The following is a 22,311-nucleotide window of genomic DNA, read 5'->3' as shown; positions in this document are numbered from 1 at the left end:
ACAGCCGCTTGAAGCGGCAGGCAGATCCCATGGGTGTTTCCGAACCCTTCATCCGACGGCCGATCGCAACCTCGCTGCTCGGCATCGCGCTCTTGATCGGCGGGCTGCTCGGCTATTTCGCGCTGCCGGTCTCGGCGCTGCCGCAGGTCGATTTCCCAACCGTGCAGGTGACGACGCAGCTTCCGGGCGCCAGCCCCGACGTGATCGCCTCGCTGATCACCGCACCGCTGGAGCGGCAGCTCGGCCAGATCCCGTCGCTGTCGGCGATGAACTCGACGAGTTCGTTCGGCGTCAGCCAGATCTCGCTGCAGTTCGATCTCAACCGCGACATCGACGGCGCGACCCAGGATGTGCAGGCAGCGATCAACGCGGCGGCCGGCGTGCTGCCCAAGACGCTGCCGTATCCCCCGACCTACGCCAAGGTGAATCCGGCGGACGCGCCGGTGATGACGCTGGCGCTGCGTTCCGACACCATCTCGCTGCGCGCGATGAGCGACATCGCCGACACGCTTCTGGCGCAACGGCTGAGCCAGATCTCCGGCGTCGGACGCGTCTCCGTGCTCGGCGGGCTGAAGCCGGCCGTGCGTATCCAGGCCGATCTGGCGCGACTCGCCGCCTACGGCATCGCCATGGAAGATCTGCGCACCGCAATTGCCAGTGCCAATGTCTCGGGGCCGAAAGGCTCGCTCGACGGCGCGCAGCAATCCTACATCATCGCCGCTAACGACCAGATCGCCGCGGCCGACGCCTACAAACCCGTCATCATCGCCTATCGCAACGGCTCGCCCGTCACCATCGCCGACGTCGCGCAGATCGTCGATGGCCTCGAGAACGACCGCACCGGCGGCTGGTATCAGGGCACGCCGGCCGTCATCATCGACATCCAGCGCCAGCCCGGCGCCAACGTGATCGACGTCGTCAGCCAGATCCGCGCGGAAATCCCCAAGGTGCAGCGTGCGATCCCGGCCGGCGTGAACCTCACCATCGTCTCCGACCGCACCGTCACCATTCGCGCCTCGGTCCACGACGTGCAGTTCACGCTGATCCTCAGCGTCGTGCTGGTGACGCTGGTGGTGCTGTTGTTCCTGCGCTCGCTGCGGGCCACGCTGATCGCGGGCGTGGCGTTGCCGCTGTCGCTGATCACGAGCTTCGGGATCATGTATTTCGCCGGCTTCAGCCTCGACAATCTGTCGCTGATGGCGCTCACGATCGGGACCGGCTTCGTCGTCGACGACGCCATCGTCATGATCGAGAACATCGTCCGCCACATGGAGAACGGCGACGGACCGATGGAGGCCTCGCTGAAGGGGGCCAGCGAGATCGGATTCACCGTGATCTCGCTGACGGTGTCGCTGATCGCGGTGTTCATCCCGCTGCTGTTCATGTCCGGCCTCGTCGGTCGCATGTTCCGCGAGTTCGCGCTGACCTTGACGATCGCCGTCGTCACCTCCGCCGTGGTCTCGCTGACGCTGACGCCGATGATGTGCTCGCGGCTGCTCAAGCACGCCCATGAGGAGCTGGCGGTGCCGGGATTGGCCGCGATCAGCCGCTTCATCGACCGCACCGTCGAGGCGTATCATCGGACGCTGCTGTGGGTGCTGGAACGTCAGCGCGCCACGCTGGTCGTGACTTTTGCTACGCTGGTTGCGACCCTCGTGCTTTACGTTGTTGCCCCCAAAGGCTTCCTGCCGCTGCAGGACACCGCCTCGATCACGGCGGTGACGGAAGCCGGGCCCGACGTGTCGTTCGCGGAGATGCAGAAGCGACAGGGCGAGGCTGCCGACGCCATCAAGGCCGACCCGGATGTGACCGGCGTGGTCTCGGTCATTGGCGCAGGCTCGGTCAATCCGACCACCAATGTTGGGCGTCTTGTTATGAGCTTGAGGCCGCGCGGCGAGCGGCGCGACGACGTGAGCGCGGTGATCACCCGGCTGAAGGAGCGGGTATCAGGCATCCCCGGCATGACCGTCTATTTCCAGCCAGTGCAGGACGTGCAGATCTCGACCCAGTCGAGCCGCTCGCAATACCAGTACACGCTGACCGGCACCGATGCGACGCTGGTGTCGGAATGGGCGCGCAAGCTGGTCACGGAGATGCGGCGCGATCCCCTGTTCCGCGACGTCTCCTCCGAGGCGCAGGAGGGTGGTCTGCGGGCGCAGCTCGACGTCGATCGCACCCGCGCGGGCCAGCTCGGCGTCAGTCTCCAGGCCATCACCGATACGCTCAACGACGCCTTCGCACAGCGGCAGATCTCGACCATCTACGGCCAGGCCAACCAGTACCGCGTGGTGCTGGAGGCGCTGCCGATGTACCAGCGCGATCCCTCGATCCTCTCGAAGCTCTATCTGCCGGGCGCTGCGAGCGCCACCGCCGGCGCGCCGAACGCCCAAGTGCCGCTGTCCGCTGTGGCCACGCTGAAGCGCACCACCGCGCCACTCGCGATCTCGCACCAGGCGCAATTCCCCTCGGTATCGCTCAGCTTCAACCTCGCGCCGCGCGCCGCGCTCGGCGATGCCGTCGACGCCGTGAAGGCGATCGAGACCCGGATCGGCATGCCGGGCAGCATCGTCGGCGTCTATGCCGGCGATGCCGCCGAGTTCGCCAAGGCGCTCGCCGGCCAGCCCTGGCTGCTGCTCGCGGCCGTGATCACGATCTACATCGTGCTAGGGGTTCTCTACGAGAGCTACATCCACCCGATCACGATCCTGTCGACGCTGCCCTCGGCCGGTGTCGGGGCGATCCTGGCGTTGGTGCTGTGCGGGCAGGACCTGTCGGTGATCGGCCTGATCGGCATCATCCTGTTAATGGGCATCGTCAAGAAGAACGCGATCATGATGATCGACTTCGCGCTCGAGGCAGAGCGCGGGCAGGGGATGTCGCCGCACGAGGCGATCGTGCAGGCCTGCCTGTTGCGCTTCCGCCCGATCATGATGACGACGCTGGCGGCACTGTTCGGCGCGCTGCCGCTGGCGATCGAGAGCGGCACCGGCGCCGAGCTGCGTTTCCCGCTCGGCGTCTCCATCATCGGCGGCCTGCTGCTGAGCCAGCTGCTGACGCTCTACACGACGCCCGTGATCTACCTCGCGCTCGACCGCATCAATCGCCGCCTCGAGCAGGCGCTGCCGCCGGCCGAATCCGGCGGCCCGCCCGTTGCGGGCGCGACCGAGGGGATGCAGTGATGGCATCGATCTCGGAGCCCTTCATCCGCCGCCCGGTCGCGACCACGCTGCTGTCGATCGGGTTGTTCCTGCTGGGTGTGGTCGCCTACCAGTTCCTTCCCGTCGCCTCGGTCCCGAACGTCGACTTCCCCGCCATCTTCGTCTCGGCAAGCCGGCCCGGCGCCGACCCGGCCGTGATGGCGGCGACGGTGGCCTCGCCATTGGAGCGGCGGCTCGGCGAGATATCGGGCATCAACCAGATTACTTCGACCTCGACGCTCGGCTCGACCAGCATCCAGCTCCAGTTCGACATCGGCCGCAACATCGACAAGGCCGCCCGTGACGTGCAGGCGGCGATCAATGCCGCGATGGTCGACCTGCCGAGCGACCTGCCGACGCTGCCGCGCTTCCGCAAGGCCAACACGGCCGGCGCGCCCGTCTTCGTGCTGGCGCTGACCTCCAAGACGATCTCTTCGGCCGCAATTTACGACGTCGCCGACAGCGTGCTGGCGCAACGCATCTCGCAAGTGCCGGGGGTCGGCAATGTCATGATCTCCGGCGCCGACCAGCCGGCCGTGCGGGTCCAGCTCAACCCCGTCGCGCTGTCCAACGCCGGCATCGCCACCGACGACGTGCGAACTGCGATCATCAATGCCAATCCACTCGGTCCGGTCGGCATCTTCAACGGCGAGCGGCAGAGCGAGACGCTATCGCTGAACAAGCAGATGCGCACCGCGAAAGAGTTCCGCGACATCCTCATCAAGAGCTCCAAGGGTAATTTCGTGCGGCTCTCCGACGTCGCCGACATCGAGGATTCCGTCCGCAACGCCCGTTCGATCGCCTGGTTCAACAAGCAGCCGGCGGTGCTGATCCAGATCGTCAAGCAGGGCGATGCCAACGTCATCGACACCGTCGACAGGGTGAAGGCGCTGATCCCCGAGCTGAAGCAGTGGATTCCGGCGGGCGTCGAGATTTCGACCCTGGTCGACCGCACAGGCACGATCCGCGCCAGCGTGCTCGACATGCAATGGACATTGCTGGCGACTGCGATCCTGGTGATGGTCGTGGTGTTCGTGTTCCTGCGCAGGCTGACGCCGACGATCGCGGCCGGCATCTCGGTGCCGCTGGCGCTGGCCGGCACCTGCGCCGGCATGTGGGTCGCGGGCTTCTCGATCGACAATCTCTCGCTGATGGCGCTTGCGATTTCCGTCGGCTTCGTGGTCGACGACGCCATCGTCATGATCGAGAACATGTATCGCAATCTCGAGCACGGTATGCGGCCGTTCCAGGCGGCGCAGGAGGGCGCGAAGCAGATCGGCTTCACCGTGGTCTCGATCAGCCTGTCACTGGTCGCGGCGTTCACGCCACTGATCTTCATGGACGGCATCGTCGGCCGCCTCTTGCGCGAATTCTCGCTGACGCTGACCTTCGCGATCCTGGTTTCGACGCTGGTGTCGCTCACGGTGACGCCGATGATCTGCGCCCATTACATCCGGCAGACCACGTCCGGCACGGCGACCCTGTTCGACCGCATCATCGAGGGCTCGCTGTCGCGCATCATCGCGTTCTACACCCGAACCTTGCGCACCGTGCTGGACTATCCGCTGGCGACGCTGCTGGTGTTCTTCGCCACGATCGGCCTCACCGTCACGCTCTACATCAAGGTTCCCAAGGGTTATTTCCCCACCGATGATTCCGGCTTCGTCATCGGGGCCACGCGCGCCTCGGCCGACATCTCGTTCCAGTCGATGCTCGGCCTCCAGCAGCGGCTCGCCGACATCGTGATGCAGGATCCGGCCGTCGCCGGCATCGGCTCGACCGTGGGCGCCGGCGGCGGGCCGGGGGGAGCGACCTCGAACCGCGGCATCATGTATATCAGCCTGAAGCCGCCGGAGGAGCGCGACCACGTCTCGACGCAGGTCGTGATCGACCGTCTCAGGCGCGCGTTGTACCCCGTGCCCGGCATCCGCCTCTTCATGTTTGCCGCCCAGGACGTCCGTGCCGGCGGACGGCAGAGCGATTCCGACTACCAGTACACGCTGACCAGCACCGACCTCAGTCTGCTGCAGAAATGGGCGCCGATCGTCGCCAAGCGCATGGAGAGCGTCGAGGGGATCACCGACATTTCCAGCGACCGTGACCCTGGCGGGCTTCAGCTGACCTTGTCGATCGATCGCCAGAAGGCCTCGGCGCTCGGCGTCAGGGTTCAGGACATCGACAACGCGCTGAACAATGCCTTTTCGCAGCGGCAAATCTCGATCATCTACACCCAGCGCAACCAGTACATGACCGTGCTGGAGATCGATCCGAAATTCCAGGTCGATCCCTCCAACCTCGAACGCATCTTCGTCGCGGGTGCGGGCGATGCGCAGGTGCCGCTGTCGGCCGTGGTGCACGCAACGCGCGGCCTCGCCGCGCTCGCGGTTTATCACTCGCAGTCATTCCCCTCGACGACGGTGTCGTTCAACCTGCTGCCGGACGTACAGCTTCAGGCGGCGACGCAAAACATCCAGCGGGCGGTCGAGGAGCTGCACATGCCCGAGGGCATCCGCGGCAGCTTCGACGGCAATGCCGGCGACTTCGCCAAGACCAGCGGCCGCCAACCGCTTCTGATCCTCGGCGCGCTGGTGGCGATGTATATCGTGCTCGGGGTGCTCTATGAGAGCCTCGCCCATCCGCTCACAATCATCTCGACGCTGCCCTCGGCCGGGCTCGGTGCGCTGCTCGCCCTGCAGCTCACCAACACGCCGCTGACCGTGATCGCCTTCGTCGGCATCATCCTCTTGATCGGCATCGTCAAGAAGAACGGCATCATGATGGTCGATTTCGCGCTCGACGCCGAGCGCCAGCGCGGCCTGTCCTCGGCGGAGGCGATCTTCGAGGCCTGCCAGGCGCGCTTCCGCCCGATCCTGATGACGACCATGGCGGCGCTGTTCGCCGGCATTCCACTGGTGGTGGCAACCGGGCCCGGCACGGAGCTGCGCCGCCCGCTCGGCATCACCATCATCGGCGGCTTGTTCGTTTCGCAGATCCTGACGCTCTACACCACGCCCGTGATCTACCTGCTGATCGACCGCCTGCGGCGGCGGTCCGCGCCGCGCCCGCTGGCTGCGCCCGCGGAATAGGTTGTTGAAGCGCCGCATCAAGCGTATAGCGGCGACCATGTCGAACCCGCCCGATACGGCTGCCGCCGACCCGATCCCCGAATGCCCGCATTGCCAGAAGCCGATGCCGCTGTGCATCTGCGACAGCGTCACGCCGATTGAAAGCCGGCTGTCGCTCCTGATCCTCCAGCATCCGCAGGAGCAGGACAGGGCGCTCGGCACCGCGCGCCTGCTGGCCAGGCATTTCGCCGATGCCGTGGTGCGGGTCGGCCTGTCCTGGCCGAGCCTGTCCAAGGCGCTGGGACGACCGGTCGAGAATGCCGCGCGCTGGGCCGTGCTCTATCTCGGCTCGGCGCGTGCCGCCGATCTCGAAGCAGAGGGCGAGATCGTCGCGCTCAACCGCAAGGGCGGGGTTGCGGACAACCAGCGCGCGATCCTCGGCAAGCTTGAAGGCGTCGTGCTGCTCGACGGCACCTGGAGCCAGGCCAAGGCGCTGTGGTGGCGCAATCCCTGGATGCTCAAGTGCCAGCGCGTGATCCTCAATCCGGCGCACCCCTCGCGCTATGGGCGCCTGCGCCGCGAGCCGCGCAGCGACGGGCTCTCGACCATCGAGGCCGCAGCGACGATTGTCGCCGGGCTCGAGCGGCGTCCTGACATCGCGGACACGCTGCATGCGAGTTTTGAACGGCTGTTGACACGCTACCGCGAGGTCCAGGCCGAGATGCCGGAATTGGCGCCTAAACCTGCCCCGAAGGGCCGGCGCGACTTCCGCCGGCGCAAACGGGCGTGACTTCGGCCCACTTCATCTGCAGGTTGATTGCACGGCCAAGCGCGGGCATTTAAAGACCATCGGCCGAGATGGCTCGCGATCCGCTTTCCAGTTGCGACATCGGAAAGCCGCAACCGAAGGGGCAGTCGAATTCAGCTCGCGACGAAGGAAATTCTGACACAGGCGGCGCGGCCCGATCGCTGGGGCACGCTCGCGCTGATGGACATTTCGCTGCGCTACCGGCGGACCGTGATCGGCCCGCTCTGGATCACGCTGACGCTCGCTGCGACGATCGCAAGCGTCGGTACGGTCTATGCGGCATTGTTCAAGCAGGACATCGCCGCCTTCCTGCCGTCCTTCGCGGTTGGCCTGATCGTCTGGACCCTGATCGCCACGACGCTCCAGGAGGGCTCGAATATCTTCGTGGCGTCCGGTCATCTCATCAAGGCCGTGCCGGCGCCGCTGATCGTTCATGTCCTGCAGATGATCGCGCGCAACCTCCTCATCTTCGCGCATCACCTGGTGATCGTCGCGGTGCTCTACGTCGTGATGCCCTGGCCGCTGCACTGGAACATGCTGCTCGTGGTGCCCGGCTTTGCGATCCTGTTTCTCGTGCTGCTCGGTGGCGCGGTTGCGCTCGGCATGCTCTGCGCGCGTTTTCGCGACATTGGTTCGGCGATCGTCAGCGGCCTGCAATTCATCTTCTTCCTCACGCCGATCATCTGGACCGAAGACAGCGCGCGCGGCACCGCCTTTCACTGGCTGACGTGGGTCAATCCGTTTGCGACGCTGCTCGATCTCGTGCGCCGGCCGCTCTTGTCGCAGCCTACCGATGCGGGGCAATGGCTGCTGGGGGCGGTCTATGCGATCGTCGTGGCCGTCACCGGCCTCGGCTGCTACGCAAAATACCGCCGTCGCGTGGCGTATTGGCTGTGACGCGCGCATGACCGTCACGGCCCACATCGTGCTTCGCGACGTCTCGGTCACGTTTCCGGTGCTATCGTTTCGCGACCGTTCGCTGCGCAGCCGGTTCGTCAGCGCCGTGACGCTGCGGCGGAAGGCGGCGGTCTCGCACCTCATCACGGCGTTGAACGGTGTCAGCCTCGACATCCGTGCCGGCGACCGCCTCGCCATCATCGGTGCCAATGGCGCCGGCAAGACCACGCTGCTGCGGGTTCTCGCCGGCATCTATCATCCGACGGCGGGGAGCATCGACGTGCTCGGCCGTTGCCTGTCGCTGTTCGATCTGTCGGCCGGCTTCGACGAGGAAGCGACCGGCTACGAGAACATCATGCGGCGCGGTCTCGTCATCGGCGCCCGGCGGGCCGAGATCGATGCGCGGCGCGCGGAGATCGCCGAGTTCACCGAACTCGGCGACCGCCTCGACCTGCCGCTGCGCACCTATTCCAGCGGCATGATGCTGCGCCTGATCTTCGCGGTCGCAACCGCGGTCGAGGGCGAGATCGTGCTGCTCGACGAATGGATAGGCGTCGGCGACCAGCAATTCCGCAACAAGGCGCGGCAGCGGCTGGACGAGATCGTCGCTCGCGCCGGCATCCTGGTGCTCGCCTCGCACGACGTCGACCTGATCAAGAGCACATGCAACCGGGCGATCCTGCTGGAGCAGGGCAAGATCACGGCGGCCGGCACGACCGAGGAGATTCTGGGCCGGTATCTCGGCGGGCAGGGCGGGGCCAAGGCCTAGTACTTCAAGCCGCTGAAAGTCGTCGGGAAAGTCGGACGAAGGCGGTTGCCTAAACCCTGTATCCCCTATATTGCTCCGCCCTTACGGGGCCACGTGGCGGAGTGGTTACGCGCCGGTCTGCAAAACCGTTTACTCGGGTTCGAGTCCCGACGTGGCCTCCATCACAACTATCTGATATTTCATCAAATTGTCTCCCGCCGCGGGTGTTCGCGCGCGCGTGCACACCCGGATTTGCCCGCGGCCGGACAGAAACGCCCGATAAGGCCCCGCTGGCATAGAGTTCGCATCTGCGAAGAGATGCAGCCGAGCGCAGGAGCACCCGTGGGTGACATCGTCCGATTTGTCCCGAAAACCGAGCTGGAGCGGGCTCGCCTCATCCGTGAGGCCCGCGCGATCTATGACAGCATCTTTCCATCGGCCGCACCCGACCGGGCGCCGCAGGATGGTGAGAATCGCGTCAAGACCTGATCGTTACTGCGCCCATTTCCGATAGGGCCTCAACTAAAAACGCCCGCGAGGCGGGCGCTTCGGTTCACGGCGAAAGCAGCCTTCAGCAGGTCGCGTACCAGCCGTCGGGAAACGGCAGGAGGGGCCAGGCGCCCTCGTTGTCATTGGCCGCATTGGGCGTCGCGTCAAAACTCCACGAGCGGAGCACGAACTCCTTCTCGGGCGCGGCAGCAAAATCTTCAATGACCATGGCGTCCCGGACGGCATCTAGCAGCAAATTGAATTCGGCTTCGCTTCTCATCGCACCCTCGCAGAACGCGGATGGCACAATGTCGCAAAGCCGGTTTGTTACCCCATTGATTGGATCGTTCGCATTTTAACGATCCGCGCGATCGGGTCCCAATTGGTTAGCGATGTCTAAAAAATCCCCTTGGAAAGCGTAGGTTCCTCGGCTGCACGGGCAGTGTGAATGAGATCACATCTCCAGCAGGTTATTTCTCCTACCCCTTTGCACGCCGGCCAATGCAGGCCGGTGCGGGCGGGCAGACAGGAGACTGGTCATGAAGGCGAGGTTCTTGCGGTGTGCGGGTGTGAAGAGCCGGGCGCGGCGCGCCTCGACGCTCGGGCTGTTCCTGACGCTGTTCGCCTCCGCGGCTCAGGCGCAGGGGACGGCCGAACAGCGCCGCGCCTGCACCCCTGACGTCTACCGGCTCTGCGCCGGCGAAATCCCCAACGTCCGTGCCATCACGGCGTGCCTGCGGCGCAACCGCTCGAGCCTGAGCGAGGCCTGCCGCAGCGTGTTCGATCAGGCCGGCGGCTGAACGCCCTGTGTATTTGTGCGCAGCAAGTGGCTCGCGCCACTTGGCAAATTCGCGATACCGGCCGTGTGGATATGCTGCGGACGGCCTGTGGATTAACTGCTACTCGCATGTAAACGCGAAGCGAGACTTGGACACCTGCTGGAAGAAATTCAGAGTCCTTCGGCGGCGACCCCGTCTAACTCAGTCGCGTGCCCCGGACGCTGCGCAGCACGAAGTAATGCGCTGCAGAGTGGCGCCAATGTTGCAGTGATCCGTGGGGCCTACCGGATCCCGGCTCTGCGCTGCACCGCCTCTGGCATTGCAGCTTGGCCGAGACGCGCGAACGCAAAGAGTAGGTCTTGCCGAACGCTCCCTGCATTTCGTCTCAAATTGCAACCCGCGCGTGCAAGAAGTCTTGACTGGCGGTGATCTAGGGGTGATCGCCCGGGCTTGAACGCACGCCCCGACCCCGGCGACAAATGGATAGAGTGCACAAGGATCAGTGAAACGTGATGGGATCTCCGCTTTCTAAAGTACCAAAAAGGTGCTTTAGTGCTTTCTATGAACCAGTCGCCTCGAAACGCGCCATCCGCGCTTCGTTACAGGCTTGCCCCTGATCCGGCCGCCAAGGCCGCGCTGGAGGCGACGTTCAGGGCTTATGACCGCATGATGGAGATCCTCGATGAGGTCGCCCGGAGCCACAATGTCGGTTCCAATGTCGTGCTGTTGCATGCCCACGCCTATGACCCGATCCGCAAACAGACCGCGCTGCCGTCACGCCTAGTGACGCTGGGCCTGCGCGACCGTGCCGAGTATCGCGCGGCGCAGGGCCGTCGTCTGCCGCTCGACGACAAGCTCGCCAAGATCAAGGGCCCGGCCACCATTTCGATTGCGACCGTGCAAGGGCGCTTCAGCGTGCCGTTCGACTATGCCGGCTATGCGGACGGCTGGGGGCACAGCGTGCCGGCGCGCCTGATCCGCACCGATGATGGTTTTGAAGTTCACTACGGTGTCACGCCGAACAGTCTGCCAGAGGAGGAGAACGCCATGGATACCATCGCTGCCGCTCCCGAAAATTTCCTGTCGCGGGTCGGACGCCTGATCGCCGGGATCGCCTATGACGCAATCGAGCAGGCGGAAGAAAAGAACAAGCTTGGGGTGGTCGGACAGGCCATCCGCGAGATCGAGCGCGCCGAGAGCGAGGCGCGCGACGCGCTCGCTGCAGCCCGTGCCGAGGAATACCGCCTCAACGCGCGCCGCACCGAGATCGAGCGCGAGATGACCGATCTCTCGCCCAAGATCGATGGGGCGATCACTGACGGGCGCGACGACCTCGCCCGCGCCGGAATCGCGCGGCAGATGGATCTGGAGGCGCAGTTCGAGGCGCTGTCCCGCGCCATCGACGAGAACAACGAGAAGATTGAACAATGCGTCACCTCGTTGCGCGCCGTCCTGTCGGCACTCCAGGACGCCGAGCAGCGCCGCGCCGATCTCGAAAAGAGTGAGGCGGCCGCAAGCCACCAGGCCTCGACGTCGCCCCGCAAACAGGGCGGCAGCTCTGCGGCGGCGAAGGCGCTGCGGGCGGGCAGGGCGGTGGCGCGCGCCACCGGCGTGCCGCCGGGCATCCCATATTCGAGCGACATCGACGAGCTCAGCGCGCTTCATCGCGACAAGGAAATTGCGGCGAGGCTGGCGCGGCTGAAATCTCGCTCCTGAGCGCGTGACATGAGCGCTTTGCTCGAACACGTCATCGCGCCGGAGGTCAGGCCGTTCGCGATCGCGGCGGCCATGATCCTCATCGTCGGCTCGATCGAGGTAGTCTCAATGCTGGTCGGGGCCTCCCTCAGCGAGATGCTCGGTACCAACATCGACTTTGGCCATCCCAGCGACAATGGCGTGATCAACGCCATTTCCTGGATCAATGTCGGCGGCGTGCCGCTGCTGATCTTCCTGCTGCTGCTGCTCGGCGCCTTCTCCATCACCGGCTTCCTGATCCAGGATATCGCGCGGATGGTGGCCGGTCCCTTGCCGGCGACGGTCGCCTCGGTCGGGGCGGTCGCGGTGTCGGTTCCGCTGGTTCGCGCTGGCAGCAGGGCCATCGCGCGGGTCATTCCCAGGGATGAGAGCTACGCCGTCGGCTTAGGGGATCTCGTCGGCCGCATCGGTGAGGTCGTCATCGGCCCGCTCGACCAGGGGCCGCCCGGCCGGGTCAGCGTCGCCGATATCCACGGTAACCGCCATTTCGTCTGGGCGGTCGCCGCGCCGTCGTCATCACCCCTGCCGCAGGGAACCACGGTCCTGCTGGTCGACCGCGACGGCACCCGCTTCGTCGCAGTGAAGGCCGACGATGAACTTAAGCCGTCCAAGCCAACTCTAAGCAGCTAGCAGTTCATTCATTGGAGAAAGTCATGTTCGACATCGCAGTCCCGGCCATGATCGGCGTCGCGCTGATCGTCGTCCTCGGGATCGTCTTCACCATCCTCTACAAGCGCGCCACGCGCGACGAAGCCTTCGTGCGCACCGGGCTCGGCGGCAAGAAGGTCGTGCTCGACGGCGGCGCCATGATCCTGCCGATCTTCCACTCCTATGCCAGCGTCAATCTGAAGACGCTGCGGCTCACGGTGGAACGCAAGGAGCGGGAGTCCCTGATCACCAAGGACCGCCTGCGCGTCGACATAGTGGCCGAGTTCTATGTGCGGGTCCGTCCCGACGATGAGAGTATCGCCCTTGCGAGCCAGACGCTGGGTGCACTGACCAATGACGCCGAAGCCCTGCGCAACCAGGTCGAGGCGAAGTTCGTCGACGGCCTGCGCTCGGTGGCGGCGACCATGAGCATCCTCGAACTTCAGGAGAAGCGCTCGGACTTCGTCAAACATGTGCAGGCGACAGTCGAGTCCGACGTCAAATCGAACGGCCTCGAGCTTGAGTCCGTGTCGCTCACAAAGCTCGACCAGACCGACGTCAAGTTCTTCAACCCGGAAAACTTCTTCGACGCCGAAGGCCTGACCCAACTGAAGACCGTCACCGAGACCCGGCGGCGCGACCGCAATGCCATCGTGCGCGACAACGAGGTCGCGATCGCTCAAAAGGACCTCGAGGCGCGCCAGCAAACCCTCGGCATCGAGCGGACCAAGAAGGAGGCCGAGCTGTCGCAGGAGCGCGACATCGCCAACAAGACCGCGAGCACCCGGGCCGAGGTCGCGACCGCCACGCAGACCGCGCGCCTTACCGAGGAAAATGCCCGCATCGACACTGACCGCGCGGTCGCCGAGAAAGAGGCGGGCGCCAAGCAGGTCAAGGAAACCGCGGTGATCGAGTCGGATCTGGCGATCAACAAGCGGAAAACCGACGCTCAGCGCGAGATCCAGATCGCCACGCAGGAAAATGAGATCCAGATCGCGGCCAAAAGCAAGCAGACCTCGGAAGCCGTCACCGAAGCCAAGACTGCCGAAGCGCTCGCTGTCTCCGCGGAGGAAAAGGTCGTCACCGCGCGCGCCGTCGAGGTCGCCGATCGTGCCCGTCTGACCCAGGTGCTGGCCGCGCGTACCGAGGCCGAACGTAAATCGACCGAGCTGATCGTGGCGGCTGAGGCCGAAAAGAAGGCTTCGCTCGACCGCGCCGAGGCTGTGAAGACGCTGGCCACCGCCGAAGCCGAGTCCAACAAGATCAAGGCCGTCGGCGTCCGCAACATCGGTGAGGCCGAGGCCGCCGTCATCACGATGAAGAACGAGGCGCAGAACAAGCTCGGCAGCAACGTCATTGACTTCGAGATCGCCAAGAAGCGGATCGAGACGATGCCGGCGGCGCTGGCCGAGATGGTCAAGCCCATCGGCAACCTCAAGGACGTCCGCATCCTCCACACCGGCGGGGCGTTCGGGGGCAATGGCGCCGGCGGAGGCAATGTCGGCTTCGGCGAAGGACTCGCCGGCGAGCTGCTCAAGGTGCACGCGCTGCGTCCGATGATCGACGAGATCCTGCGCCAGAGCGGCTTTGCGCCTGGTGACGATCCCATTCAGACCCTGGTCGGCGCCGTGACCGGGAAGAGCAATGGCGCCGCCATCCCTGCTCCCGCGCCGGAGAAGACAAACGCCGCCGATCTATGACGCCCGCAACGTTACCATCGTGAACGAGACCGGCTATGCCATCAAATTCCTGGGCTTCAACGCGCCGGATGATGGCCTGGACGAGTGGGAAATGAGCTCGACGAGGTGCCGCAGAACCAGACCAGCACCTATGTCCAGTTCGACGAGGACGACGAGGGCTGTGTCTGGAACATCCGCGTCGATTGGCAGAGCTACGACGAGGCGGTGCTATGGAAGAACGTCAATCTCTGCAAGATGACCGCGCCTCGGCTGCGCTACGACCCCGACACCAAGACGACCTCGTTTCTCGCCGAATAACGGCCGGCTGACCTCATCCGGAGGAGGGGCCGCTTAGCCCTTCCTCAAGTACGTTCGGATGATGACGAATTGGTCCTTTGCAAGCGCAAGCGGCTTTGTTATACGCAGCCGCGCGCGAACGACTGGTTCGCCTTTTCCTCGGTAGCTCAGCGGTAGAGCATCCGACTGTTAATCGGATGGTCGCTGGTTCGAATCCAGCCCGGGGAGCCAAATCCTGCCGCAGATTCAACGAGTTGTGGTCGAACCTTCATGCGGCGCACGACCTCGTTGCATTGGTTTCTGAACAGTGCGTCCCATCCCTGGCTGGAATCGCATTCAAGCAGACGTGTGCATGGGCGCCGTCGTGCCATGCGCGCGGCGCCAAATCGACTCAATTGAAATCGAGCTTCGCGACTGCCGGATTTTTACGGAGCTGATTCCCATGCCAGACATCCAGGTCGACCACATGGCCCCCTCGATTCTGCCGGCCGACATTCCCGAGCTCAGCGATGACGAATGCCTCGCCTGTCTGGCACGAGCGGTCGAGACCCTTGACTCGGCGCGGCTGGACGAGGTCGCGGCTCTGATCGGTCGCCTCGCGGTGGCGATCGAATAATCCGTTCCGCCCCTGATGCCGTAAGATGCGGAAGCCTTAGTCCCAAAAGCCCTAACCGCAAAGCGTTGGCCCCACAGGGCTAAGCGCGTGTTGCGTTTTGGCCGGCCATGTTCCAAAGATGCCGCCAACTTTGGTTCGCGGCATTGCCGCATTGCAGGGTCCGCAAATGTCCGGTTTCTCGACCGCGCGCCTCAAAATGGTCGATGGCCAGGTGCGCACAAGCGACGTCACCGACCGTCGTGTTCTCGATGCCATGCTCACGGTTCCGCGCGAGACCTTCGTGCCGGCCGGCCGGCAGGCGCTGGCCTATCTCGATATCGACCTCGACGTGAGTGAGGGCGGCGCAGCCAAGCGCTTCCTGATCAAGCCGCAGCTGACCGGCAAGCTGCTTCAGGCCGCCGAAATCGGCGAGGGTGACAACGTTCTGGTGGTCGGTTGTGCCACGGGATACCTCGCCGCGCTGACAGCCAAGCTGGCGCGCCAGGTCACCGCAACGGAATGCGATTCGGACCTGGCCGCGAAGGCCAAGGATGCCCTCGCTGCCCTGGGGCTTGGCAACGTCACCTGCAAGGCCGCAGCCTGCACCGAAGGCGATCCTTCCGCCGCTCCCTACGACGTGATTATCCTCAATGGCGCTGCCGAGGTGACGCCGGAGGCGCTGCTCGGGCAGCTCAAGGAGGGCGGGCGTCTGGTGGGAGTGTCCGCCGAATCCAGGCCGCCGCGGGCCGTGATCGTGACCCGTACCCACGGTGAATTCGGCCATCGAACCCTGTTCGACGCCGCCGCCCCAGTCCTTCCCGGCCTCGCACGGGCTGGCGCCTTCGTCTTCTGACGGCGCCAAGCCCTTTTAAAATCCCGTTCTGAATCAGAAGTGTGGCCGGGATGCTGCACGTGAAGAGTTTCCACCGAGAACTACTCTCAGGTGGTTCCGTCGCGCTTGACCGCGTCCTATGTTGCGGCGGGGCAGCGACTCCACTCGAAGACGGTACCCAGCTCGCGGGCACGAGCCGGGCGTTAGAATGAACGGAATTTTTGGGATGCATGGGGTGAAGCTCTTCACCGGAGCTGCAGTTTCGGTCCTGCTGCTGTCGCTAGCCGGGCCGGTGCCTGCCTTGGCGGATACGATCGAGTCCGCGCTGGTGCGCGCCTATCAGAACAATCCGCAGCTCAACGCACAGCGCGCTCAGGTGCGCTCGACTGACGAAAACGTGCCACAGGCGCTGTCGGGCTACCGTCCGAAGGTCTCGCTGACGGCGAGCGGTGGTTACCAGTACTCGGACTTCAAGAGTGCCTCCACCAGTGATCCGGTCAACGGTACAACCGTTCCCCGAAGCGTGGGTTTGACTGCTTCCCAGACGCTCTATAACGGCAACCAGACTGCCAACCGGACGCGCGCCGCCGAGAGTCAGGTCTCCGGCTCCCGTGAAGCCCTGCGCAGCCTCGATCAAAGCGTGCTGCTCCAGGCCGCCACGACCTACATGGATTATCTGCGCGACTCGGCGACGCTCGAAGTTCAGCGCAGCAACGTGCGCGTGCTTGAACAGACGCTCAAGCAGACCCGTGATCGTTTCAACGTCGGCGAAGTGACCCGCACCGACGTTGCGCAATCGGAAGCACAGCTCGCGGCCGGCCGGACGCAGGCCCTTACCGCGGAAGCGAATCTCACCACGACGCGCGCGAACTTCCGCCGCATCATCGGCAACGAGCCGACGAACCTCGCCCCCGGCTCGCCTGTTGATCGTTTCCTGCCCGCAACGCTCGCCGCCGCAGTCGAGCTCGGTCTCGTCGAGCATCCGAACGTCACGGCCGCCATGTTCGGCATCGACGTCAATTTCCTGCAGGTTAAGGTCGCCGAAGGCGCTCTGCTGCCGACAGTCTCGCTGCAGGCGAACGTGAGCCAGGCCTACGAACAATCGCTGATCCAGTATCGCGCGTTCAACGCATCCGCGCTCGCGCAGCTCTCGGTGCCGATCTATCAGGGCGGCGGTGAATATGCGCTGATCCGCCAATCCAAGGAAAACCTGGCGCAGCAGCGCCTCAACCTCGAAACGACCCGGGATCAGGCCCGCGCGACCATCGTGCAATGGTGGGGTTCGTTGCAGGCCGGCAAGGCGCAGGTGCAGTCGGCGCAGGCGCAGGTGACAGCGTCCGAGATCGCGCTGAACGGCGTGCGCGAAGAAGCCAAGGCCGGTCAACGCACCACTCTTGACGTGCTCAACGCGCAGCAGGCGCTGGTCAATGCGCGCGTGGCGCTGGTGACCGCGCAGCACGATCGGGTCGTTGCATCCTATAACGTCCTTGCTGCCGTCGGCCGTCTGGCGCCGCAGGTCCTCGGCCTTCCGACCACGGTTTATGATCCCAGCGTTCACTACCATCAGGTCCGCGACAGCTGGGCCGGCGTGCGTACGCCTGACGGGCGCTGATTCCCCGTAGTCATCCGGTCGGCCTCGCGAACAGCGAAGGCCGATCGGTGCTTTGCTTGCAATCATCAAAATCCCTGACATAGCCTTGCCAAGACAGTGCGGGTCGATTCGCCCCGCGTTGATGCCGTATGCGTAAGGGTTGAGTGCCGGGGGCAGGGGCGCACCGCTGCACGTTGAGCCGTGATCTGGGGACAAGTCGGGCTGCTGCGACGAAAATGTCGGGGCGCTCGCTGCGGAACCGGCCAATCCTGCCCTGCTTGGTGTAAAACAGCGCATGCGAGGGCGTTGATGATGTGGAGTCGGAGATGACGCAGCCTGCAAAGGTCACAGAACCCTCGATGGAGGAGATTCTGGCCTCGATCCGGCGCATCATTGCCGACGACGAGGCCAAGCCGCCGCCGGCTGAAGCTGCGAAGCCGGCACCGGCGCCCGCCGCGGCTGCGCCAAAGCCGCAGGCGATGAACGACATCCCGCCCTCCAAGGTCGCACCCGCCGCCAAGCCTGTCGCCGAGAAACCCGCGCCGCCGCCGGCTGCAAAGCCCGCTCCAGCGCCGCCGCCAGCCGCGCCTGCGGCGGATGCGTCCAACAACCAGGACGACATCGACGCGCTGCTGGCGGGGCTCGATGCGGCAACGCCTGCGCCCGAGGTCCGCGCGCCTGAGCCGGAGCCGGAGCCCGAGCCGGAGCCTGAACCCGACGTGCTCGAATTGACCGACGAGATGGCGGTGGATCCGACGCCGCCGCCGCCGCCGAGCTTTCGCAAGGTCGAGCCGCGCGACGATCTTGAATTCGCCGAATCGCCTCCGCCGCGTCCAACGCCGCCATCGTCCTACGCGGCGGTCGACTACGATGCCCCGCCGCTACCGCCGCAGCAGCCGATGCTCGCGCAATCGACGGTCTCGGCGGTCGAATCCGCCTTCAACTCCCTGGCCCATACGGTGCTGAGCAGCAATGCACGGACGCTGGAGGATTTGGTCAAGGAGATGCTGCGTCCGATGCTGAAATCCTGGCTCGACGACAATTTGCCCGGCCTGGTTGAACGCATCGTGAAGGCCGAAATCGAGCGGGTCTCGCGCGGCGGCCGCTGAGACGGCGGTCCGGCCCCGATATAGCCCTGCTCCTGTGGCATATTCGGCCTGCGGACCGGGCCGAATGCCCTTTGCCGCTGAGCTTCCCGTTGACTTGACCCGCACACGCGGCTTTCTACAGCCCCATGATTGAGAAAAATTACCAGCCCGCCGATATCGAAGCCCGCATGTCCGTGGTGTGGGAGGACAGCCTTGCCTTCAAGGCCGGCCGCCCCGACCGCCGCGACGCCGCGCCGTTCACCATCGTGATTCCGCCGCCGAACGTGACGGGCTCGCTGCACATGGGCCATGCCCTCAACAACACGCTGCAGGACATCCTGTGCCGGTTCGAGCGCATGCGCGGGCGCGACGTGCTGTGGCAGCCCGGCACCGACCATGCCGGCATCGCGACCCAGATGGTGGTCGAGCGGCAGCTGATGGAACGACAGCAGCCAGGCCGCCGCGAGATGGGCCGCGAGAAATTCCTGGAGCGGGTGTGGCAGTGGAAAGCCGAGAGCGGCGACACCATCATCAACCAGCTCAAGCGGCTCGGCGCCTCCTGCGACTGGTCGCGCGAACGCTTCACCATGGACGAGGGCCTGTCGAAAGCCGTCGTCAAGGTGTTCGTCGAGCTGCATCGCGACGGCCTGATCTACAAGGACAAGCGGCTGGTGAACTGGGACACCAAGCTGCTCACCGCGATCTCCGATCTCGAAGTGCAGCAGACCGAGGTGAAGGGCCACCTCTGGTATTTGCGCTACCCGATCGAGGGCGAGAATTTCAATCCCGAGGATCCCTCGAGCTTCATCGTCGTCGCCACCACACGCCCCGAGACCATGCTCGGCGACACCGGCGTTGCCGTGCATCCCGAGGATGAGCGCTATCAGAAGCTCGTCGGCAAGAACGTGATCCTGCCGCTGGTCGGCCGCAAGATTGCGATCGTCGCCGACGACTATTCCGATCCGGAAAAGGGCTCGGGCGCGGTGAAGATCACGCCGGCGCACGACTTCAACGACTTCGAGGTCGGCAATCGCCACGGCCTGCGCCGGATCAGCGTGATCGACAGGGAAGGCTGTCTCGATCTCCTCGACAACGAGGATTATCTGCGCGACCTGCCGGAAGGCGCCGCGCAATTCGCCGAGGAGTTCCACAGGGTCGATCGCTTCGCTGCGCGCAAGCGCATCGTCGAGCGGCTGGAATCGTTCGGCTTCGTCGAGCGGATCGAGCCGCACACCCACATGGTGCCGCATGGCGATCGCTCCAACAGCGTGATCGAGCCGTATCTGACCGACCAGTGGTACGTCGATGCGAAAACACTCGCGAAACCCGCGATCGCGGCGGTGCGCTCGGGTGAAACCTCCTTCGTGCCGAAGAACTGGGAAAAGACCTATTTCGAGTGGATGGAGAACATCCAGCCCTGGTGCATCTCGCGCCAGCTTTGGTGGGGTCACCAGATCCCCGCCTGGTATGGCCCTGACGGCAAGGTGTTCGTCGCCGAGACCGAGGAGGAGGCCGTCAGCCACGCGCTCGGCTATTATGTCGAGCAGGACGTCATCACGGCCGAGCAGGGCCGCGAGATGGCGCTCGACCGCAACAAGCGCGAAGGCTTCATCACCCGTGACGAGGACGTGCTCGACACCTGGTTCTCCTCGGCGCTTTGGCCGTTCTCGACGCTCGGCTGGCCCGAAGACGCCCCCGAGGTGCAGCGCTACTACCCGACCAACGCGCTGGTGACCGGCTTCGACATCATCTTCTTCTGGGTCGCCCGCATGATGATGATGGGCCTGCACTTCATGAAGGAGGTGCCGTTCTCGACCATCTACATCCACGCCCTCGTCCGCGACGAGAAGGGCGCCAAGATGTCGAAGTCGAAGGGCAACGTCATCGATCCGCTCAGCCTGATCGACGAATACGGCGCGGATGCGCTGCGCTTCACGCTGGCCGCGATGGCGGCCCAGGGGCGCGACATCAAGCTCGCGACAAGCCGCGTCGAGGGCTATCGCAATTTCGCGACGAAGCTCTGGAACGCGTCCCGCTTCGCCGAAATGAACCACTGCGCCGTGCCCGACGGTTTCGAACCGGCGAAGGCGAAGGAGACGCTGAACCGCTGGATTGCGCATGAGAGCGCGCACACCACGCGCGAGGTGACCGAGGCGATCGAAGCCTATCGCTTCAATGACGCGGCAAGCGCGATCTATCGCTTCGTCTGGAACGTCTATTGCGACTGGTATGTCGAGCTCGCAAAGCCCGTGCTGCTTGGTCCGGACAGTCCCGCCAAGGACGAGACCCGCGCCATGGTTGCCTGGGCCCGCGACGAGATCCTGAAGCTGCTGCACCCGTTCATGCCCTTCATCACCGAAGAGCTGTGGGAAGTCACGGCGAAGCGCGACGGCCTGCTCGCACTGGCGTCGTGGCCGCTGAAGCCGGCCGCGCCGACGCCGGAGCAGCTTGCGATGCTAGCTGCGACCACGGGGGCGACCGATCCGCTGGTCTCGCCGGCCTGGGTGCTGCCGATCTTCGACCATTCCGACTTCACCGATCCCAAGGCGGAAGCCGAGATCGGCTGGGTGATCGACCTCGTCACGCAGATCCGTTCGGTGCGCGCCGAGATGAACATCCCGCCGGCGACGCTGACGGCGCTGGTGCTTGCGAGTGCCTCGACTGAAACGAGGGAGCGTGCGCCGCGCTGGACCGATGTCATCAAGCGCATGGCCCGGCTGTCGGACGTCTCCTTCGCCGACCGCGCGCCCGACGGTGCGGTCCAGTTGCTCGTGCGCGGCGAGGTGGCCGCGCTGCCGCTCAAGGGCGTGATCGACGTCGCCGCCGAGCGCACGCGTCTCGACAAGGAAATCGGCAAGGCCGACGCCGACATCAAACGCGCCGAGTCCAAGCTGGCGAACGAGAAATTCGTCGCCAACGCGGCCGAAGAGGTCGTCGAGGAGGAACGCGAAAAGCGCGAGGCCGCGCTGGCGCGCAAGGCCAAGCTGCTCGAAGCCATGGAGCGGCTGAAGCAGGCCTCCTGACCCTATCGCCATTCCGCGACGATGCGCAGCATCGAACTTTGGTGCGCAATTGCGCACCTGAGAATCTCGAGATCCCGGGTCTGGTCCTTCGGACCATCCCGGAATGACGATCACCTCGGAAACGGCTTGCTGAGAAACTTCGATCCCCTGACGCCGTAGCGCCAGGGCAGCTCGACCGCCTTGGTGATGCCGATCCGGATGCCGGTCGCGACCTCGAAATCCTCTGTCCGCGCATGCAGCGCGATCGGCGGCCGGTCCAGCGGCAGGGTGTTGTGCGCGATGGTGATACCGAGCGCTTCGGTCAGCTTGCCAGGGCCCGAGCACAGCGCATGCAAATCCTGGAGATGGCGGCGGCGGCGCATTGCGGCCAAGCCATGGGTCGGCTCCAGCGCGCGGATCAGCACGGCGCTCGCCGAGCCTTCCTCCTCGCAGACGAAATTGACGCACCAATGGATGCCGTAGGAACGGTAGACATAGGCATAGCCGGGAGGGCCGAACATCACCTGGTTCCGCGGCGTCGGGCCGTTGAAGGAGTGCGCCGCGGGTTCGGTATGATGATAGGCCTCGACCTCGACGATGATGCCACCGACGTCGTCGACCAGCAAGGTGGCGCCGATCAGGTCGGGCGCGACCTCGCGGACGTCGCGGTCGAAAAAGCTGCGCTTCAGGACTTTGCCGAGCCGCGGAGGTGTCGTCTTCGAGGTTGGAGCCATTCGAGGTGAGAATCGCTTGAGAACAGAGCAGGATATTGCCCATATCTGCCATGTTCCCTGAAGCGGTGCGAGCCGGGTTGCGATGCCCCGCCGGACCGACTAGGTAG

The 22,311-nt window shown here is 65.0% G+C and carries 18 protein-coding genes and 2 tRNA genes; 18 read left to right on the top strand and 2 right to left on the bottom strand.

Annotated elements, in window-relative coordinates:
- The first annotated feature begins 29 nt into the window (after positions 1–29).
- The 7 genes from IVB28_RS16020 (at position 30) to IVB28_RS15990 (ending at position 9,204) form a co-directional block, all read left to right on the top strand.
- Positions 30–3,179 carry an efflux RND transporter permease subunit gene (locus IVB28_RS16020; protein WP_247527425.1) on the top strand — a complete coding sequence of 1,050 codons (3,150 nt, stop codon included), beginning with the start codon at positions 30–32 and terminating at the stop codon, positions 3,177–3,179.
- Positions 3,179–6,283 (top strand): efflux RND transporter permease subunit, encoded by a 3,105-nt coding sequence (locus IVB28_RS16015; protein WP_247527424.1) that lies wholly within the window; start codon positions 3,179–3,181, stop codon positions 6,281–6,283. Before IVB28_RS16020 ends, IVB28_RS16015 begins: the two co-directional genes overlap by 1 nt.
- Before the next feature lie 37 nt (positions 6,284–6,320).
- Entirely contained in the window at positions 6,321–7,052 is a 732-nt protein-coding gene (locus tag IVB28_RS16010) for a tRNA-uridine aminocarboxypropyltransferase (RefSeq protein WP_247528562.1), read from the top strand.
- A 198-nt stretch (positions 7,053–7,250) separates the two neighbouring features.
- Positions 7,251–7,967, top strand: a complete 717-nt coding sequence (locus IVB28_RS16005) for an ABC transporter permease (RefSeq protein ID WP_247527423.1) — start codon at positions 7,251–7,253, stop codon at positions 7,965–7,967.
- Between the two features lie 7 nt (positions 7,968–7,974).
- Positions 7,975–8,736: an ABC transporter ATP-binding protein gene (locus IVB28_RS16000; protein ID WP_247527422.1), complete on the top strand. Its 762-nt coding sequence runs from the start codon at positions 7,975–7,977 to the stop codon at positions 8,734–8,736.
- Positions 8,737–8,823: 87 nt separating this feature from the next.
- Positions 8,824–8,897, top strand: a tRNA-Cys gene (locus IVB28_RS15995).
- Between the two features lie 160 nt (positions 8,898–9,057).
- Positions 9,058–9,204: a hypothetical protein gene (locus IVB28_RS15990; protein ID WP_247527421.1), complete on the top strand. Its 147-nt coding sequence runs from the start codon at positions 9,058–9,060 to the stop codon at positions 9,202–9,204.
- An 82-nt stretch (positions 9,205–9,286) separates the two neighbouring features.
- Here IVB28_RS15990 and IVB28_RS15985 read toward each other — a convergent pair whose 3' ends face one another.
- The gene (locus tag IVB28_RS15985; RefSeq protein ID WP_247527420.1) at positions 9,287–9,484 is read right to left on the bottom strand and encodes a hypothetical protein; all 198 of its coding nucleotides are present in this window, start codon (positions 9,482–9,484) and stop codon (positions 9,287–9,289) included.
- A 259-nt stretch (positions 9,485–9,743) separates the two neighbouring features.
- Here IVB28_RS15985 and IVB28_RS15980 point away from each other — a divergent pair, with 259 nt between their 5' ends.
- The 11 genes from IVB28_RS15980 (at position 9,744) to IVB28_RS15930 (ending at position 21,491) form a co-directional block, all read left to right on the top strand.
- Positions 9,744–10,004: a hypothetical protein gene (locus IVB28_RS15980; RefSeq protein ID WP_247527418.1), complete on the top strand. Its 261-nt coding sequence runs from the start codon at positions 9,744–9,746 to the stop codon at positions 10,002–10,004.
- Between the two features lie 531 nt (positions 10,005–10,535).
- Positions 10,536–11,699: a PspA/IM30 family protein gene (locus IVB28_RS15975; RefSeq protein ID WP_247527416.1), complete on the top strand. Its 1,164-nt coding sequence runs from the start codon at positions 10,536–10,538 to the stop codon at positions 11,697–11,699.
- Positions 11,700–11,708: 9 nt separating this feature from the next.
- Positions 11,709–12,368 (top strand): OB-fold-containig protein, encoded by a 660-nt coding sequence (locus IVB28_RS15970; protein ID WP_247527415.1) that lies wholly within the window; start codon positions 11,709–11,711, stop codon positions 12,366–12,368.
- Between the two features lie 23 nt (positions 12,369–12,391).
- Complete coding sequence (locus tag IVB28_RS15965) at positions 12,392–14,086, top strand: flotillin domain-containing protein (protein ID WP_247527414.1); 1,695 nt, start codon at positions 12,392–12,394, stop codon at positions 14,084–14,086.
- 84 nt (positions 14,087–14,170) lie between these two features.
- Complete coding sequence (locus IVB28_RS15960; protein WP_247527413.1) at positions 14,171–14,383, top strand: hypothetical protein; 213 nt, start codon at positions 14,171–14,173, stop codon at positions 14,381–14,383.
- 135 nt (positions 14,384–14,518) lie between these two features.
- A tRNA-Asn gene (locus tag IVB28_RS15955) sits at positions 14,519–14,593 on the top strand.
- Positions 14,594–14,714: 121 nt separating this feature from the next.
- Positions 14,715–14,978 carry a hypothetical protein gene (locus tag IVB28_RS15950; protein ID WP_247528619.1) on the top strand — a complete coding sequence of 88 codons (264 nt, stop codon included), beginning with the start codon at positions 14,715–14,717 and terminating at the stop codon, positions 14,976–14,978.
- A gap of 166 nt (positions 14,979–15,144) precedes the next feature.
- Entirely contained in the window at positions 15,145–15,810 is a 666-nt protein-coding gene (locus IVB28_RS15945; protein ID WP_247527412.1) for a protein-L-isoaspartate O-methyltransferase, read from the top strand.
- A gap of 205 nt (positions 15,811–16,015) precedes the next feature.
- The gene (locus IVB28_RS15940) at positions 16,016–17,401 is read left to right on the top strand and encodes a TolC family outer membrane protein (RefSeq protein ID WP_247528561.1); all 1,386 of its coding nucleotides are present in this window, start codon (positions 16,016–16,018) and stop codon (positions 17,399–17,401) included.
- Between the two features lie 305 nt (positions 17,402–17,706).
- Positions 17,707–18,489, top strand: coding sequence for a DUF2497 domain-containing protein (locus IVB28_RS15935; RefSeq protein WP_247527411.1), 783 nt, complete (start codon positions 17,707–17,709; stop codon positions 18,487–18,489).
- A 125-nt stretch (positions 18,490–18,614) separates the two neighbouring features.
- Positions 18,615–21,491 (top strand): valine--tRNA ligase, encoded by a 2,877-nt coding sequence (locus tag IVB28_RS15930; RefSeq protein WP_247527410.1) that lies wholly within the window; start codon positions 18,615–18,617, stop codon positions 21,489–21,491.
- Positions 21,492–21,601: 110 nt separating this feature from the next.
- On the opposite strand, the gene IVB28_RS15925 is transcribed toward IVB28_RS15930, so the two are convergent.
- On the bottom strand, positions 21,602–22,204 hold the full coding sequence (locus IVB28_RS15925) for a DNA-3-methyladenine glycosylase (RefSeq protein WP_247527409.1): 603 nt from the start codon (positions 22,202–22,204) through the stop codon (positions 21,602–21,604).
- Positions 22,205–22,311 lie beyond the last annotated feature (107 nt).

This window comes from Bradyrhizobium sp. 199, from assembly GCF_023073355.1.
In the GTDB taxonomy this organism is placed as follows: Bacteria; Pseudomonadota; Alphaproteobacteria; order Rhizobiales; family Xanthobacteraceae; genus Bradyrhizobium.
This window is presented reverse-complemented; position numbering and strand designations above follow the sequence as displayed.